Source organism: Exilibacterium tricleocarpae (assembly GCF_007004655.1).
Lineage (GTDB): Bacteria > Pseudomonadota > Gammaproteobacteria > Pseudomonadales > Cellvibrionaceae > Exilibacterium > Exilibacterium tricleocarpae.
This window is the reverse complement of the sequence record NZ_ML660117.1, coordinates 35957-51440: the sequence shown is the minus strand read 5'-3', so window position 1 is coordinate 51440 and position 15484 is coordinate 35957. Positions and strand designations below refer to the sequence as shown.

At 49.5% G+C, this 15484-nt stretch carries 11 protein-coding genes; 10 read left to right on the top strand and 1 reads right to left on the bottom strand.

What is annotated here, in order from left to right:
* Nucleotides 1-18 precede the first annotated feature (18 nt).
* The 6 genes from FKG94_RS27405 to FKG94_RS27380 all read left to right on the top strand — a co-directional run bounded on the left by FKG94_RS27405 (nucleotide 19) and on the right by FKG94_RS27380 (nucleotide 9882).
* Nucleotides 19-4047: an alpha/beta fold hydrolase gene (locus FKG94_RS27405; RefSeq protein WP_218943662.1), complete on the top strand. Its 4029-nt coding sequence runs from the start codon at nucleotides 19-21 to the stop codon at nucleotides 4045-4047.
* A complete protein-coding gene (locus tag FKG94_RS27400) occupies nucleotides 4047-4967 on the top strand; it encodes a DUF6208 family protein (RefSeq protein WP_142930146.1) in 921 nt (306 codons plus the stop codon). The genes FKG94_RS27405 and FKG94_RS27400 overlap by 1 nt, the downstream gene beginning before the upstream one ends.
* A gap of 96 nt (nucleotides 4968-5063) precedes the next feature.
* Entirely contained in the window at nucleotides 5064-6872 is a 1809-nt protein-coding gene (locus tag FKG94_RS27395) for a carbamoyltransferase family protein (RefSeq protein WP_142930145.1), read from the top strand.
* 129 nt (nucleotides 6873-7001) lie between these two features.
* On the top strand, nucleotides 7002-7406 hold the full coding sequence (locus FKG94_RS27390) for an MGMT family protein (RefSeq protein WP_142930144.1): 405 nt from the start codon (nucleotides 7002-7004) through the stop codon (nucleotides 7404-7406).
* A 25-nt stretch (nucleotides 7407-7431) separates the two neighbouring features.
* Nucleotides 7432-7839 (top strand): VOC family protein, encoded by a 408-nt coding sequence (locus FKG94_RS27385; RefSeq protein WP_142930143.1) that lies wholly within the window; start codon nucleotides 7432-7434, stop codon nucleotides 7837-7839.
* 345 nt (nucleotides 7840-8184) lie between these two features.
* Nucleotides 8185-9882: a peroxidase family protein gene (locus FKG94_RS27380; RefSeq protein WP_142930142.1), complete on the top strand. Its 1698-nt coding sequence runs from the start codon at nucleotides 8185-8187 to the stop codon at nucleotides 9880-9882.
* Between the two features lie 138 nt (nucleotides 9883-10020).
* Here FKG94_RS27380 and FKG94_RS27375 read toward each other — a convergent pair whose 3' ends face one another.
* A complete protein-coding gene (locus tag FKG94_RS27375) occupies nucleotides 10021-10812 on the bottom strand; it encodes an XRE family transcriptional regulator (RefSeq protein WP_142930141.1) in 792 nt (263 codons plus the stop codon).
* 301 nt (nucleotides 10813-11113) lie between these two features.
* Here FKG94_RS27375 and FKG94_RS27370 point away from each other — a divergent pair, with 301 nt between their 5' ends.
* From FKG94_RS27370 to FKG94_RS27355, 4 genes are all read left to right on the top strand, one after another.
* Nucleotides 11114-11554, top strand: coding sequence for a response regulator (locus tag FKG94_RS27370; protein WP_142930140.1), 441 nt, complete (start codon nucleotides 11114-11116; stop codon nucleotides 11552-11554).
* A 101-nt stretch (nucleotides 11555-11655) separates the two neighbouring features.
* Nucleotides 11656-12987 carry a sigma-54-dependent transcriptional regulator gene (locus tag FKG94_RS27365; protein ID WP_142930139.1) on the top strand — a complete coding sequence of 444 codons (1332 nt, stop codon included), beginning with the start codon at nucleotides 11656-11658 and terminating at the stop codon, nucleotides 12985-12987.
* Between the two features lie 19 nt (nucleotides 12988-13006).
* On the top strand, nucleotides 13007-13219 hold the full coding sequence (locus FKG94_RS27360; protein ID WP_246125445.1) for a histidine kinase dimerization/phospho-acceptor domain-containing protein: 213 nt from the start codon (nucleotides 13007-13009) through the stop codon (nucleotides 13217-13219).
* 8 nt (nucleotides 13220-13227) lie between these two features.
* Nucleotides 13228-15216 (top strand): response regulator, encoded by a 1989-nt coding sequence (locus tag FKG94_RS27355; protein ID WP_142930137.1) that lies wholly within the window; start codon nucleotides 13228-13230, stop codon nucleotides 15214-15216.
* Nucleotides 15217-15484 lie beyond the last annotated feature (268 nt).

Below are 15484 nucleotides of genomic sequence, written 5' to 3'. Positions count from 1 at the left end.
CGCCATGTGCAGGCGCCGGTGGACTTTGCGGCGGGGATGGCGGCGTTGTCGGCGGCGGGGGCGGATGTGTATCTGGAGTTGGGTCCGAGCCATACGCTGGTGGGGATGGGGCGGGCTTGCGGTGTGGCGGCGCGGGCCTGGTTGCCGAGTCTGGTGCGCGGTCACGATGCGGGCACAAGCCTGGGTGAGGCGGTGGCGGGGTACTACGCGGCGGGCGGCCAACCGGACTGGGCGGCGTACTATGCCGGGCGCGGCTGCCGGCGTATCAGTGTGCCGACCTATCCGTTCCAGGGCAAAGACTACCGGATAAAGGGCCTGGATTCTTTCTATCATCCGAGTTTGGGTAGACCGGTCTCCGGAAATAAGACTGCGGTGAAAATCTATAAGTCGGCATGGGTCGAGCTGGATTTCGGTCTGAGCAAGGAGACGCAAACTGGTGGCCCTCTTTATACGGTTGTCTGCTTTGAAAAAAGTGACTTCATTGCGCAGCTTGGAAGTGTATTTACTGAGCTCGGCGGCGAAGTAGAGATACTCTGTATCGAGGATTTTCCCGCCTGTGACGACGAATTTAGAACAATTGAACGACTAACCGACAAACTCGGCGCTGTAGCTCCAAATCGCACGTATAGCGCTTTATTGGTTTTAGAATCCGACCTGGTTGATAAAGTTGGGCAGGATGCGGATGGGATAGACAGCGCCATCAATGACACCCGGATATTTATTGACCGGACAATCTGTGTATTAAAATCTGTCCTGGAGAGCACGGAGCGGGCGGAGAATACGAAGTTGCATATTGTCACCCGGGGGCAGTACAGCCCTGCGTCCGCGAGCGGCAGTACCGGTTTGGCCACTGTTGGTGGTCTGGGTAAAACTATCGCCCACGAGCACCCGGATATATTCGGTTCTGTCTGCGACATCTCGCAGGTGTATTCACAGCGAGACATTGCGCTGCTTTTTCGGGTTATTTCAAACCCCGGAGTTAATACCGTCACGATAAGAAATGGTCAGGTTTTTAGACAAGTACTGTCTTCTGTTGATCTACCATCGAGACCCGAAAAATCAAACCGATTTGTAAGCGACGAGGCTGCCTACATTGTAACCGGCGGACTGGGGTCTCTCGGTTACTCGGTTGCGAGGACTTTAGCCTCAGGGCCTGTGGGGAAAATTTTTCTGATCGGCAGAAGCGAACTCGACCAGAGTAAACAACAGAAATTGTCCGAATTAGAGCGTCTTTCTCCCGTTGAGTATGTGCGACTGGATATTGCTGACTACAAGCAAGTGGCGTTATTTTTCGATTCCATTCGAGAGAGTAGCCTCCCCGTAAAAGGTATCGTTCATACTGCCGGTATTCTGAAAGATGGTGTTACCAGTCAACAGCGTCGAGAAGACTTCTACAGCGTCTTCCCTGCCAAAGTCCAGGGCGCATGGAATCTACATAGGTTGAGCAAGGACTTGGAGCTGAGTTTTTTTGTACTATTTTCGTCGGTTGCAGCGACTTTTGGCTCTCCCGGTCAGGGCAACTACGCGTGCGCCAATAGCTTTCTTGAACAACTAAGCAGATACCGGCGATCGGCAGGCCTGGCCTCTACCACAATTAATTGGGGCGCATGGGCCGTTGGTATGGCTGACAAGCTGAGCCGTCAAGATAAACTGCGGCTGGAAAAAAGGGGCGTAGGCATGTTGGATGCCGATGTCGGCTCGCACTACTTTGAGGCAATTGTAACGGATTATGCCGAGCCGGTTATCGATATTGTCAGTATTGATTTTGAGAAATACGTGAGGTCTGTTTCTTCACCGCTGGTCAAAAGCATGGCAGCCCCTCTAATAGACACTGAGAATCTCGAGGCAGTGGGAGACTCCCCTGATGAGGGAGAGTCTGTGTCTTTCAAAGAAAAAATAAAGGGTCTGGATGAAAAAGAGGTCGTTGTTAAAATCAGAGAAAAGCTCAGGACAATTATTGTTGACCTGCTCGGTGACGAGTCTGATAGCCTCCTAATCGATGAGGACCTGCTCGAGAAAGGCTTTGATTCTCTCGTGGTAATGGACCTGGCCAATGCGGTGCAAAAGATATTTGATATTGCATTTTTTCCCAGGGAATTTTACACCAATTCAACTATTGAAAAACTGTCACAGCATATCGCCAGGGAAATTAACCTGGACTTTAACGATATGGATACCGGTAGAGCTATAGATTTTTCTATCAAGGGGATTGCCGGTGCGCGTGGCCCGGACGAGGACGAAAACGAAGAGAAACTCCCCAGTTCCATCTTCCTGTTGTCGAGCCCGAGGGCCGGTTCGACTTTGCTGCGTGCCATGTTAGCTGGACATTCTCATCTGTTTGCACCGCCCGAGCTGCACCTGCTGCCGTATCACGATATCACTCAGAGAAACTCTCAGTTAGAAGCCAGTTTGCAAAGCGGCTTGCAGAGAGCTTTTATGGAGCTGTATCTTATGGACGCAGAGGCGAGTGGTCACTATATCGAGAAGTTGATTGCAGAGAAGTGCACCATCAGAAGTATTTACCAAGAAATTATACAGTCGATAGGGGAGAAGACGTTAGTCGACAAATCGCCAACCTATGCTGTCAGTAAACAGGTTCTGCGCCGGGCAGAGACTCTTTTCAGAAAACCGAAATATATACACCTTGTGCGCCACCCTTACTCTGTTATTGAGTCTTTTGTCAGAATCCGCATGGACAAGTTCGCCTCGATTCTGTCTGGTGCTGCGGCAGAGACGCCTTATGAGATTGCGGAAAAGAGTTGGACCATCTCTAATCGAAACATTATTGAATTTATGGAGGAAAACGCATTAGAGGAAAGGCTGCATCTGGTCAACTACGAAAAACTTGTAAACAACCCAATTGATGAGCTGGTAAAACTATGTGAATTTCTCGATATACCTTTTGAGCAGTCGTTGTTGGAGCCTTTTGCAGAAGGACGCATGACAGATGGTATTCACAGTAATTTACTGTCAGTTGGTGATCCTAATTTCGATAAGCGAAAAGTGATTGACGCCGAGTTGGCTAATGCCTGGAAAAATATTGAATTGCCAAGGGTTCTCGATAAAACCACTTTTCTATTGGCGCAGCGCACCGGGTATACCTGTGAAAAGGAAAAAGTAGTTTACAAGAAAAAAGATAACGCTTTTGCCATGCGGGAAAAGGTTATCCTTTATAAGGGTACACCCCTTTGCGTTTGTGAATGGGGAGACAAAAACGCCCGACCGGTCGTGCTCCTACACGGTATTCTCGAGCAGGGTATGGTCTGGGATAAAGTCGCGCAACAACTTGCCGGCAACGATTATCGTGTTGTTGCGCCGGACCTCAGAGGGCATGCGAGGTCAGAATGGTCGGGCAGTTTACACCTGGTGGATTTTGTCGCAGATGTAAATCATATTGTTACGCAATACGTGGGGCAGCCGGTGTCTTTAGTGGGGCATTCCTTCGGTTCCCTGATTGCCTGTCTGGTGGCATACAGTCTGCCCGAGTGGATTGAAAGCACTTTATTGGTCGAAAGCTTTGTTCCGAAAGATGACGGGCGTTCTCCTTTGGACTTCTTAGAACACTATCTGCAAACAGTTGGAGATTCAGCTTACGGCACCGAATTTGATTCCGTTGAAGAGGCTGCGGATAGACTGAAAAATTCCTACCAAGGTATCGATGGTAACTTTGCCGCCGCTCTTGCCGGCAGGCTGTGTAAGAGACAGCAAAATGGCAAATATGTTTGGTCGATAAATCCCGGGGTTACAACAAGAGCGATAAACTCCGCCGGTTTTGGGGTGGAGGAGTATCGGTCGGTCGTTTCAAGCTTAAGCAGGCAACAGCGGTTGCACTTTTTCTTCGGTGAGCGAAGCAGAGCCAAGGAGGCTGTTCTGTCGTCCCTTAAAGAGCATGCGAAAGGTCTAGACGTAAGAATGTTGCCGGGCGAACACAATCTTCACATAGAGAGCCCTCAGCTTTTGGCGCAATCCTTGCTGGAGATTTTGCAAAGGGAGTCAGGCGGCAAAAACTTTGAGAACACCAATGACAAGCTGGAGGTTGTAGTGTAATGGCTTTAAAAGCGGAGCATATCCCAATACAACCCTCAGTGACGAGATCTTCTGATAAAGTTGGTGCCGGTGAGCTACTTGTGGATGCCTGCGAAATCTTTATCTCTATGATTTTTAGAGCAAGAGAGGTAAAGAAAATAAAACAGAATTATGCCGGCAGTCTTCAGGCAGATGATGCATGGTTGGTGATAAGTGGTTCGCAGTTAAAGAAAAACCAGAAGCTGCTGCCTTTTTTAATGGTCAGCGCACCAAGGTGGAATGTGCACGCCGTCATTATCGCGAGTCCTGTTTTTTCAGTGAAAGAAAAATTGGGGATAGAAACCGCAAGCCTGTCTCGCTTTTCAGACCTGTGGAATTTGTCTGTCATTGATGTTTCTACAAAGCAGCCGGTATGGAGCGGGATCTCGACCCGGACCAGAACCAAGCGAGTTAATGTGACTTTGTCTCCCGGTGCGTACAGAGTGGTGGTGAGATTGTATGAAAGCACAGGTGACCTCGACTCGCCCGTCTTGACACTAGACAGTGATAGAGCTTTGCCGGCTAGGAGGCTGGATCATGACAACAATGAATTTTACTCCAAGATGTCAATGGATAACTATGCTTTCTATAGGAGATTAAACCTTTTCCCTATAAGGTTGCTTAAGTACAGGAGGTATTTAAAGCAAGACCTTTTAAAAAGAATATTCTTGCCTGCAGCAGACCCGGGAACGCAATTTGAATTTGGCTACCTTGGTTTCGGCAAGGAGTTGGACGTCAGGTTTGATGATTTTGATTTTTCTAAATTCAGGGTCTATTTCTGTTTTTATAATGAGGCCAGTTTCCCGGTTTTTTGGTGTGCGGTTGAACATAAAGACTTTAGATACAGGGCAAAGACTGCGGCGGGTTGCTATTTATTGCGAATTCTGTCGCTTGAGTGCTGAAGTGCCGTTTTAACCTTCTCGTCAAAGTCGTATGCTTCACGACGTATTCGGCCGGGTCAGTACTACAAAAATCTTTAAGTTAATTAGGGTAGTGTTATGAAAATTTTTAGAAATTATATAGGCTTGAGTGTTACTGGCCATGACAATGCCATAGCGATTATCAACAGCGAAGGCGAGGTGGTATTCGCGGAGGCCGCGGAGCGTTACATGCAAAACAAAAGAGCTTTTTGCTGTCCTGCCGATGACTTTCTGAGAATAAGAAGCCTGATAGACGACTATTGTGAGCCGGGCGCCGAACTGGTCGTTGCAAAAACCTGGAGTGATACGGCGGTAAGTGCCCTCGAGTTGGAGGCTGCGAAAATCAAAGTGGAGATGAATAACAATACCGCTTATCCCTCTGTCTGGCAGCAGCGATACCTGGCTTACAAGGGCTTTATCGATCTTTTTCTGCCCAGTATCAAGGACGCGGCAAACAACATAAAGAGCTACGTTGAGGGCAGCCCAAAATGGCATATGAGTTCCCGTAGTTATGACCACCACTTGACCCATGCCGCCAATGGGTATTTTAGCAGCCACTATGACCGTGCTTTATGCCTGGTCATAGACGGATTAGGCGAGGCTACGGCGACAGGGGCTTATAAATGCGAGGGGAATATCATCGAACCGGTAAAAGCCCGGAGGGCGCCATTGGATGGGTTCGCGAGTCTGGGGCTGTTTTATGGGCTGACACTCTGCCAGCTCTGTGGCTTTGACGGGTGGAAAGGTGAGGAGTGGAAGGTTATGGGGCTGGCGGCTTATGGTCAAATGGACGAAGAGCTGTATCAGCTAATGCGCAATTATATGGTGGTTGACGGGTTTAGCTTGAGGTATACAGAAAACAGCCGTGACAACTATTTGAAGATTATGTCCAGAATGAGAAAACCCGGGCAGCCGGCCGAAGATGTCGCTGATGTCGCCTATACAGGCCAGCAGGTATTTGCAGAGTGGGTAAGCGAATTGCTGTCCAACCTTCACCAACTCGACTTCTGCGATAATCTGGTATTGGCGGGAGGTTGTGCGTTGAACTCTTCCTACGCCGGGAAAATTATCGAACATACGCCGTTCAAGCAGGTATATGTGCCCTCGGCCCCGGCGGATGACGGCAATGCGCTGGGAGCGGCTTTCCTTGCCTATATTGAGGACCATGAGCATTACAAGAAAGAAACTAAAGTACTTTCTGCATACCTGGGTTCGACGTTTCGCAGGGAAACACTGAGTAATCTTGAGAGGCACGGCAAGATTGCCGGGCTTACGCAGCTACAAGCGGGTGAGGCGCCTGTTATAGCAGCCAGACTGCTGGCGAAGGGGAAGATTATCGGGTGGGGGCAGGGGCGGGCTGAGTTCGGCCCAAGGGCGCTGGGTAACCGCTCGATCCTCGCCGATCCGCGAAATCCGCAAATGAAAGACGAAATCAATGCCAGGGTGAAATTCAGGGAAGAGTTCAGACCTTTTGCACCGTCGATTCTCGCCGAGCACGGCGACGAATACTTCGAGAACTATCAGGAAACGCCCTATATGGAGCGGACCCTGCGTTTCAAAGACAGCGTTGTCGACCTGGTGCCTGCCGTTGTCCATGCCGATGGCACCGGACGCTTACAAAGCGTGAAAAGAGAGTGGAATGTCGACTACTACGAGTTGATACGTGAGTTCTACCGAATTACGGGAATTCCGCTGGTGTTAAACACCAGTTTTAACGTGATGGGTAAACCTATTATCCATTCCGTTGAAGATGCGTTAGCTGTGTTTTACACCTCTGGAATTGATGTCATGTTTTTGGAAGATTATGTGATATCAAAAGATTCGAATCTTCTTGCGGCGGTAATATCGACATTTAAAAAAGATGAAAGTGTTTTGGAAACAGCGTAATAGATGGCGCAAGAATCTTCGGTTCTATGCGTTATTTTTCCGATGTTTGTTGACTGATTTCGCCGGCTTGTTAGTATCTGATAGTTTGGCAGATGAAATATAATTTTTTCTTAAAAGAGGGCCATTAGAGTGTCTGATGAAATTTTGAAAATACCAAAGACCATGGAAAAATTTTTCGGGGGCTCCGGCAAAATGGTGAAGCCATCGGTAAAAACCGTAGTCAGGTACGTGAATAAAATACCACGGGGAAAACTGGCCTCAATCGAGGCGTTGCGGGACAAGCTGGCACGAGTGAATAAGGTGGATGTGGCTTGTCCGGCGGGCACTATGAAGTCCATTAAAATGGCTATAAAGGATGAAGAGAAGTTATGCTATTGGCGCCTGATTAAAAAGGATGGCAGCCTTATCAGTCAGTTTCCCGGCGGTGTTAAAGAGCAACAGCGCTCCCTGCTCGAGGAGGGGATAGAGGTAGAGGAAAATAAGGGGAAACCGCGAGTAACGAACTTTGACAAGAAACTTTTTTCGTTTGGTTAAGTAGAACCGCTATTTGGAGGTGATTATGTCACAGAGCGAACGCCCCGTAATTTCTCATGTTTCTATTGGTACCAATAATTTTGAGAAAGCCACCGCTTTCTATGATCGTGTAATGGCATCCCTGGGGTTTGAGAAGACAATGGAGTATCCGGGGGCAGCGGCATATGGCAGAGATGGCTTGCCGATTTTTTGGGTTCAGACACCGGCCGATGGTGAAGATGCAACGGTAGGCAACGGCACTCATATCGCGTTCGATGCACAGGGCAGGGACATGGTTCACAAGTTCTATGAAGCTGCGATTGCGGCAGGCGCGCAGGGCCAGGGAGAGCCCGGCCCGAGGGCCGATTATGGAGATGCTTACTACGGCTGTTTTGTGCGGGATCTCGATGGCCACAAAATCGAAGCTACCTGGTGGGATATGTCGAAAATGTAAGCCCAGGTAACTTTGGATGGCTTATCAGGGTCCATGCCGAGATTTCTATAGGGCGGGAAGTTTCTACTGCAAAGGAAGGCATCTATTGCCGAAGGCTAGACAAAAAGTGCTCAGTAAAATAGCTGCTTTAACGGCCGATATTGAAATATTGCTGATGATATCTTTATAGTTTTTTTGCAGTCATAAACTGCGTTTTCATCTTTTTTTGAGTTTATTGGTTTCTAAACCATGCGTAACATCGCTCTGGCCTGTGGAGTGGTAAAGAGCGGTTTTGTTCGTGTAAACAGTAGGAGAGTAGTTGTAACGAGAAAGCAACAATCATGTTAAACCATTAGGAGATAGGTAATGAAAAAGGTATTTTGGTTTTGTGTTTTACTTGGCTTTTCTTTTAGTCAGGCGTCTTTGGGGTCGGCAGAGTTGGATATTGAGGGTTATGAGTTTTTTGATGAAAAAGCCTTTGACTCCCGATCTTTCAGCAACTTGAATCTTTTTGAGGTGACGAGTGAATACCGCACCTTTAACGGCAGTTTTAATAATTTGAGCAATCCCTCTGCCGGTGCGATCGACAGTGATTTAAAGCGTCTGGCACCGAATACCTACGGAGACGGGGTTTCCTCTATGGCCGGTGCAACTTTGAGCAGTCCGCGTATAATCAGCAATTATGTGATGAATGAAGATACGGTTCGGGAGAACCGGCGCCGGGCCAGCGCGTTTTTATGGCAGTGGGGCCAGTTTATCGATCATGACCTGGATTTAACGCCTGCTGATGAATCGGGAGAAAGTGCGCCGGTTTTTATTCCGCTTGGCGATCTCGCATTCGATCCCTTGAATACCGGTAATGTACAAATTTCTTTTAGTCGATCACTGTTTAATGAACAGACCGGCACGGGCGCGGGTAACCCGAGGGAGCAAATCAACAGTATCACCGCCTGGGTAGACGCATCGAGTGTCTATGGTTCTACCGCTGCACGGGCTTTTGCGCTGCGAACACTTGATGGCACGGGACGGCTGAAGACAAGTGAGGGCAACCTATTGCCTTTCAACGAAAATGGCATTCCCAATGATTTAGGGCCTAACGTGTCGGGTTCTCCCGCTGACTTCTTTATTGCCGGTGATCTGCGGGCCAATGAACAAGTTGGCCTGATGACCATGCATACCCTTTTTGTTCGTGAACACAACAGGCTGGTCGATCAGTTTAATGCCAGTGGTATATTCGGCAACGAGGCGTATGAGATAGCCAGGCAGCTCGTCGGGGCGTTTATGCAGGTTATCACTTATAAGGAGTTTTTACCGGTATTGTTGGGGCGCAACAATGACCTGGCACCTTACACAGTGTATAACGAGGCTGTGGACCCTAATATTTCCACAGAGTTTTCCACCGCCGCTTTCCGTCTTGGCCACTCTATGCTGAATCCTTTTTTATTGCGGTTGGATTCTCTCGGCAATGAAATAGCTGATGGCCATCTGGCTTTACGGGATTCATTTTTTACGCCCGATAGACTGGTTCGAGAGGGTGGGCTCGAACCTGTTTTGCGCGGCCTCGCGGCCCAGCGTGCGATGGATATCGATGTACAGATAGTTGACGATGTCCGCAATTTCCTGTTCGGACCTCCCGGCGCCGGCGGTTTTGACCTGGCGAGTTTGAATATCCAGCGAGGCCGCGATCATGGTCTGCCGAGATACAATGATGCCCGGGAAGCGATGGGTTTGCCGCGTGTGAACAGCTTCAATGAGATGAACGCTACCGGGGCTACCAAGAGAAAGCTCAGAATGGTCTATAACAGTGTGGACGATGTAGACCTGTGGGTAGGTGGTTTGGCTGAGCGTCATGTTCAAGGCGGGCTTGTCGGCGAACTGTTCCATGCGATCATCAAGGACCAGTTTACCCGCCTGCGCGACGGAGACAGATTCTGGTATCAACGTGTGTTTACAGGCAATACCCTCCAGGACATTGAAAATACCCGACTGTCTCACATAATCGTCAGGAACACCGATATTGGCCAAAATGAAATCGCAAGGAATGTTTTTAGGGTAGCAAACTAGTCACTGGCTGCGCAGGCCCTGCGGCGCTATTCATCTCTGGATAGCGCCGTATTGTTCCGCCTCTGCTTAGACCATTGTGCGACACAGCATACCCCTTACAAGCCCTCTCCAATAGGGGCTGGTAGAGTATTGCCGGGACTAGTCCTTCACAGGCTGGGTGTTTTTGTAGACTTCACTCATCTTCTGCTTGAGTTCCTGAATATCGGACTCCAATGTTTCCATTCTCGCGGCGCTGATCAGTTGTTCCTGGGCAAAGACATTGGTAATTTTTGCCTTAATTTCCCAAATCTCAATAACCTCATCCAACTTGAGGGTATAGGTTTTGAAGTCTGCATTGTCGCTTTTCAGGATAAGAAGCGACATGTCCAGTTCGTCCTGGTAAGCGCGCTTGGCGACAATGCCATCTTCGGCTATGACAATACACAATGTTCCATTTTCGAGATTCTCTGTGGTTTCCACTTTCTCAGCGACGACAATCTCTCGCGGATGAATTGTCGGCAGCATACTGTCACCTTCGATCTCGAACAGGCGGTAATTGCCCACCTCGTACCCCGGAATCTTGTAAACGTCCAGTGTACTGATAAACTCCAAATCCTGACACCGCTCGATATAACCTGCCCGGGCCTCTTCGTTAATCAAGGGGATCAGGCCCTCTTCATGGCTATTTGCAACCGACACATCAACTCCTGGTGACTCTTCTTTCATCAACATATCCCCGTCACCGTTGATCAGCCAGTTGCAGTTGACCGAGTAGGTATGGCTAATCTTCCTGATCGTATCCAGCGACAGCTTGGACTTCCCCGACTCAAGCTGGGACAGGGCGCCCTGGGTAATACCTACCTCTTCTGCGAATTCCAGTTGCGAAAGACACAGCCTGTCGCGAATATAAGCGATTCTCTCTTTGATGGCTCCGGGTGTTTTCATCATCATCAGTTTAAATATTACCAAGCTAATGTTGCAAATTCCATATTAGTAAGCTAATATGCCGGCCGTAAAGATAGATGGACCTTTGATATCCCTTGCTATTACCGTCCCGCTACTGTAAACCTTGGCACTTATCGATCTTGCGGTTACCAGCTTGATAGTGGGTTAGGCAGCAAATAACTGCCAGTGGTATGACCCGGAACATGATAAAACCTAGCTCGGTCGGGTAAATTGCAAAATTAATACCAGTGTTAGCCGGGTACTTAAGCCTACAAGACCATTACGCGCTGCCTGGGAGCAGCTTACTATGAGCCTATCACTTTCCGCAGATGTCGTTCCCAAGCCACAATTGATAATAGCCGAGGATGATCCAGACGACCAGATGTTAATGAAAGATGCCTTGGTCCAAAACGGGGTTCGGGAAAAGGATGTTCGTTTTGCCAGCGACGGCCAGGAGCTGCTCAGCTTACTGGCGTGTTCGGTGCAAAATCCGGCTATTATTCTGTTGGATTTAAATATGCCGCGCAAAGACGGCCGGCAGACGCTCAGGGAGATTAAAGGCACAGAAAGCTACAAGCACATCCCGGTGATTGTCTTCACCACCTCCAGCTCCGATGAAGATATCCTTCTAACGTATCAGCAGGGCGGCAATACATTTTTCACCAAGCCCTCTACCTTTGATGAATTGGTTGATATCTTTGCCCTGATTAAAAAATATTGGATAGAAACTGCAGTGCTGACAAGGTAATCTTACGGCAGTAGGGCACTTTCTGCAGAACTTTGGAAGTTTTACACAAACCAGGGACGCAAGGGCATACAAGCAATAGCGACAAATGGAGCCAATAAACAGTGGCATCAATACTATTAGTTGATGATGACAACGCTTTTGTTCAGGCCGCTGCTGAGTTATTAGACAGGTTGGGACATCAAGTGCAAACCGCAGCCAGCGTCAGTGAGGCCCGAGCGCTGGTCGTTGAGCGGCGTTTTACTCATCTTATTTTGGATTTGTTTCTACCCGATGGCAGTGGTTTCAATGTGGTTGAAGCGCTGCCGTCGCAGCGGGAAGACACCCAGATCGCCATAATCACAGGGCATCCGTCGGTTAAGTCTATCGGTATGACCTTGCACGGCCCCAACATCACCTATTTTATCAAGCCGTTAGAGCTGGAGGCGCTACAGTCTTTCCTGGCGGCCAATAGGGATGCGAGAAACACTGACGCCGCAGGTACCACCCTGCATTTCGGCTGTTTGGTGGGAGAGTCGGATTGCATGAAGGCGCTGTATACGATGATTGAGCGGGTTGCCGCCGCCCATGCCAATGTGATGTTGATGGGAGAGAGTGGGGTTGGGAAAGAGGTGGTTGCCGCGGCTATCCACAATGCCTGCGCGCCGGACACCCCCTTTGTGGCTACCAATTGTGGTGCCTTTGCCCGCGACCTGATTGGCAGTGAATTGTTTGGCCATGAGAAGGGTGCTTTCACCGGTGCGACGCATCGTAAAGCCGGTGTCTTTGAACTGGCTAAAAATGGCACCTTGTTCCTCGATGAAATCACGGAAATGCCCATTGATTTACAGCCTAATTTGCTGCGTGCGCTGGAAACGCAAAAGATTACTCGCCTGGGGGCAACGACCCAAACCGACATCCACTGTCGCGTGATATCTGCCACCAATCGTAAAGAAGCCGACATTGCCAGTGACAATTGCCTGCGTGAAGACTTGTATTATCGCTTGGCCGTATTTCCCATCCAAATTCCCCCCCTGCGAGAACGCAGGGAGGATATACCGCTGCTGGTCAGGCACTTTCTGGCTGATTTTAATGAGGTTCATCATACTCATATTGGCGTAAGCGATGTAGATTTACTCCGTATTCAACAGTACAGTTGGCCTGGCAATGTGCGAGAATTACGTCATCTCGTGCACCGGGCCTATATTATGGCTGATCCCGCCACGGGTAAAATCCAGCTACCTGAGCAGTTATCCTCGCCATTTTCGCGAGTTGAGGCGGCCGCTGAGTCGTCGCCGGCGAGCGGCTGGGTGGGCAAAACTGTGAGCGATGTGGAGCAGGAGCTGATCGAAAAAACCCTGGAGCACTTTCAAGGTGACAAAAGAAAAGCGGCTGACACACTGGGCATCAGTCTAAAAACGCTTTATAACAAACTTAATACCTATGTCCGGAACTAGTGATTGGGCCGATACTGCCGTGAGTGATGCAATTAACACCCTAATCCACGATCTGCGCAATCCACTGAATAACATCGCCATGAATGCTGAGTTGGGTAGCTTGATCTTGCACACCGATAGCTATGATAAAGAAAAGCTGGAAGAGCTGTTTGCAGTTATCGTGCGTCAATGCCGGCAATGCTCGGTTGAACTGGAGCGGTTAAAAGCCGCTGTTGACGAGTTGGCGAGTTAGGCTTGGCTATGCCACCCATCAAGTTGTTGATGGTTGACGACGACGAAGATGATGTGCTGATTATCCGGGCGTTATTAGACGATATTGGCCGTCATCGCTTTCAGCTCGACTACGCCACGGATTTTGCCGACGGTGAAGCGCAGTTAAAATCAAACACCCATGACCTGTGTTTGATGGACTACCGGCTGGGAGCCAGAGACGGTATCGAGCTGCTGAAGCGTGCTAAAGCCCTGAGCTTCACCGGTCCGATAATATTTTTATCCGGTATTCATGTCAATGAAGTCGATAATCGGGCCCTAAGAGCTGGTGCGGCAGATTTTTTGACCAAAGAAAATCTGACTGCGCAGACTTTGGAACGTGCCATACGTTATGCTTTAGGACGCAAAGAAGTCGAGATGGCGCGTATGGAGCAACTGAAGGCCGAAGCCCAGAGCCGGGCAAAAAGTGAGTTTCTTGCCTACTTAAGCCACGAGTTAAGGTCTCCTTTATCGGCGATATTGGGTTTTACCGAATTACTCTTAGCTCAGGTTTATAGCGCTCAATCTATCGATAGCAGCGAGTTGAGCGATAGACTTCGTATCATTGATCGCAATGGTAAACACCTGCTGGGGTTGTTCAATGATATGTTGGACTTATCCAGGCTGGATGTCGGGCAGTTGGCGCTAGAGAAACAACCGATTGAGCTTGCGGCCTTTCTTGCCGACATATATGCATTGGGCCACAGCCAGGCTGCAGAGAAAAATCTGACCTTCCATTTGGAACCGCCAAACATGGTTCCCCTGACCATCGTCTCCGATCCGATGCGATTGCGTCAAGTGCTGCTTAATTTGATCGGCAATGCCGTTAAATTCACCGATCGCGGTGGCGTTAGGCTGAGCGTGGACTGGATTGACAATGCAGACCACTGCCTTTTGCAGTTTAGTGTTAAAGACACCGGCATGGGCATTGCACCCGCCGACAGAGAGAGGGTTTTCCTCCCTTTTTTTCGCTCTACCCAGGGGCGGGTCCAGCCGCGAGCGGGCGCGGGTCTCGGTTTGGCAATCAGCAAGCACTTGGTGACGTTCCTCGGTGGTGACCTGTGGTTGCAGAGCCGTATGGGGCAGGGCAGTGAGTTCACTTTCTCTATAAATCCCGGCAATATCGATAGCAGCCGTCTACAAGCCCTTACTTTCGATGGTGAATTGGACGCGACTACAGAAAAAGTAGTCGTACCGCGGTTCTCCGGCAGTGTATTGATCGTCGATGACTTGCGCGATATTCGCCAACTGATTGGTCAATTTATCGAGACTACCGGCCTAGATGTCGTCTACGCCAAGAACGGACGCGAAGCGCTGCAGGCAGTCGCTCAGGCGGAACAGCGCGGCCGGCATTTTGCCGTTGTTTTAATGGATATCCATATGCCTGTGATGGGCGGCCTTGACGCTACTGTTAACCTGCGTCAAACAGGCTTTAGCAGCCCCATTGTTGCGCTGACTGCCGGGCATATAAAAGGGGATAACGATAGTCTCAGGGAGGCAGGATTCAGTGACTATCTCAGTAAGCCGGTGACTCGGGCCCGCCTATATCACTGTCTGGCTACCCATTTGGCGCGCCTGTCCGAGGGGGAGACCAGGTCGGAGCCAAAAGCCCGACAAACCATGCAGGTATTGGTTGTCGATGACGATGGGGATGCCGCGCAGGTATTGGCTGAGTGGTTGACCCGCTTGGGACATCGGGCGACTATCGCCAACTCAGCATCAGCGGCACTCGCTATTGCCGGCGCTGAAAAGATTGACTTGGCTCTGGTTGACCTGCACCTGGGGGAAGACGACGGTTATCAACTCTGTGCGCAATTGACCGCTCTGGACAGTGCGATAAGAATTGTCGTTATCAGCGGTGCCGAGGTGGATTTCTCCAAGGCGGCGGCAATGGGCGTTGAGAGGAGTGTTTTAAAACCAATCACTGCGGAGGTCTTAACCTCCATTTTGAGTGAGGTGGACTTCAATACACCAAGTTGAACGGCACTTTCCTCGCCGCGGGTACCGCTGTAACAGCCCGAAACCATTGCAAGTTTTTCAAAAAGCAACCAATTTACAAAGTCCTTGTATTAATCGAAGTGGCTTGGCCTGCTGTCTTTTCCTGCCTGTTAATAACCCTGCGGAATATCGGCATCATCCTATAGTGATCATTATGCCTGCCTAATGTGCCTGCGGCAGGACTAGGGGGTTAATCTTCTGATGAGCCTGCTTTTACCAATGGCAGTTTACGAAATCCGCCGGCAATAAT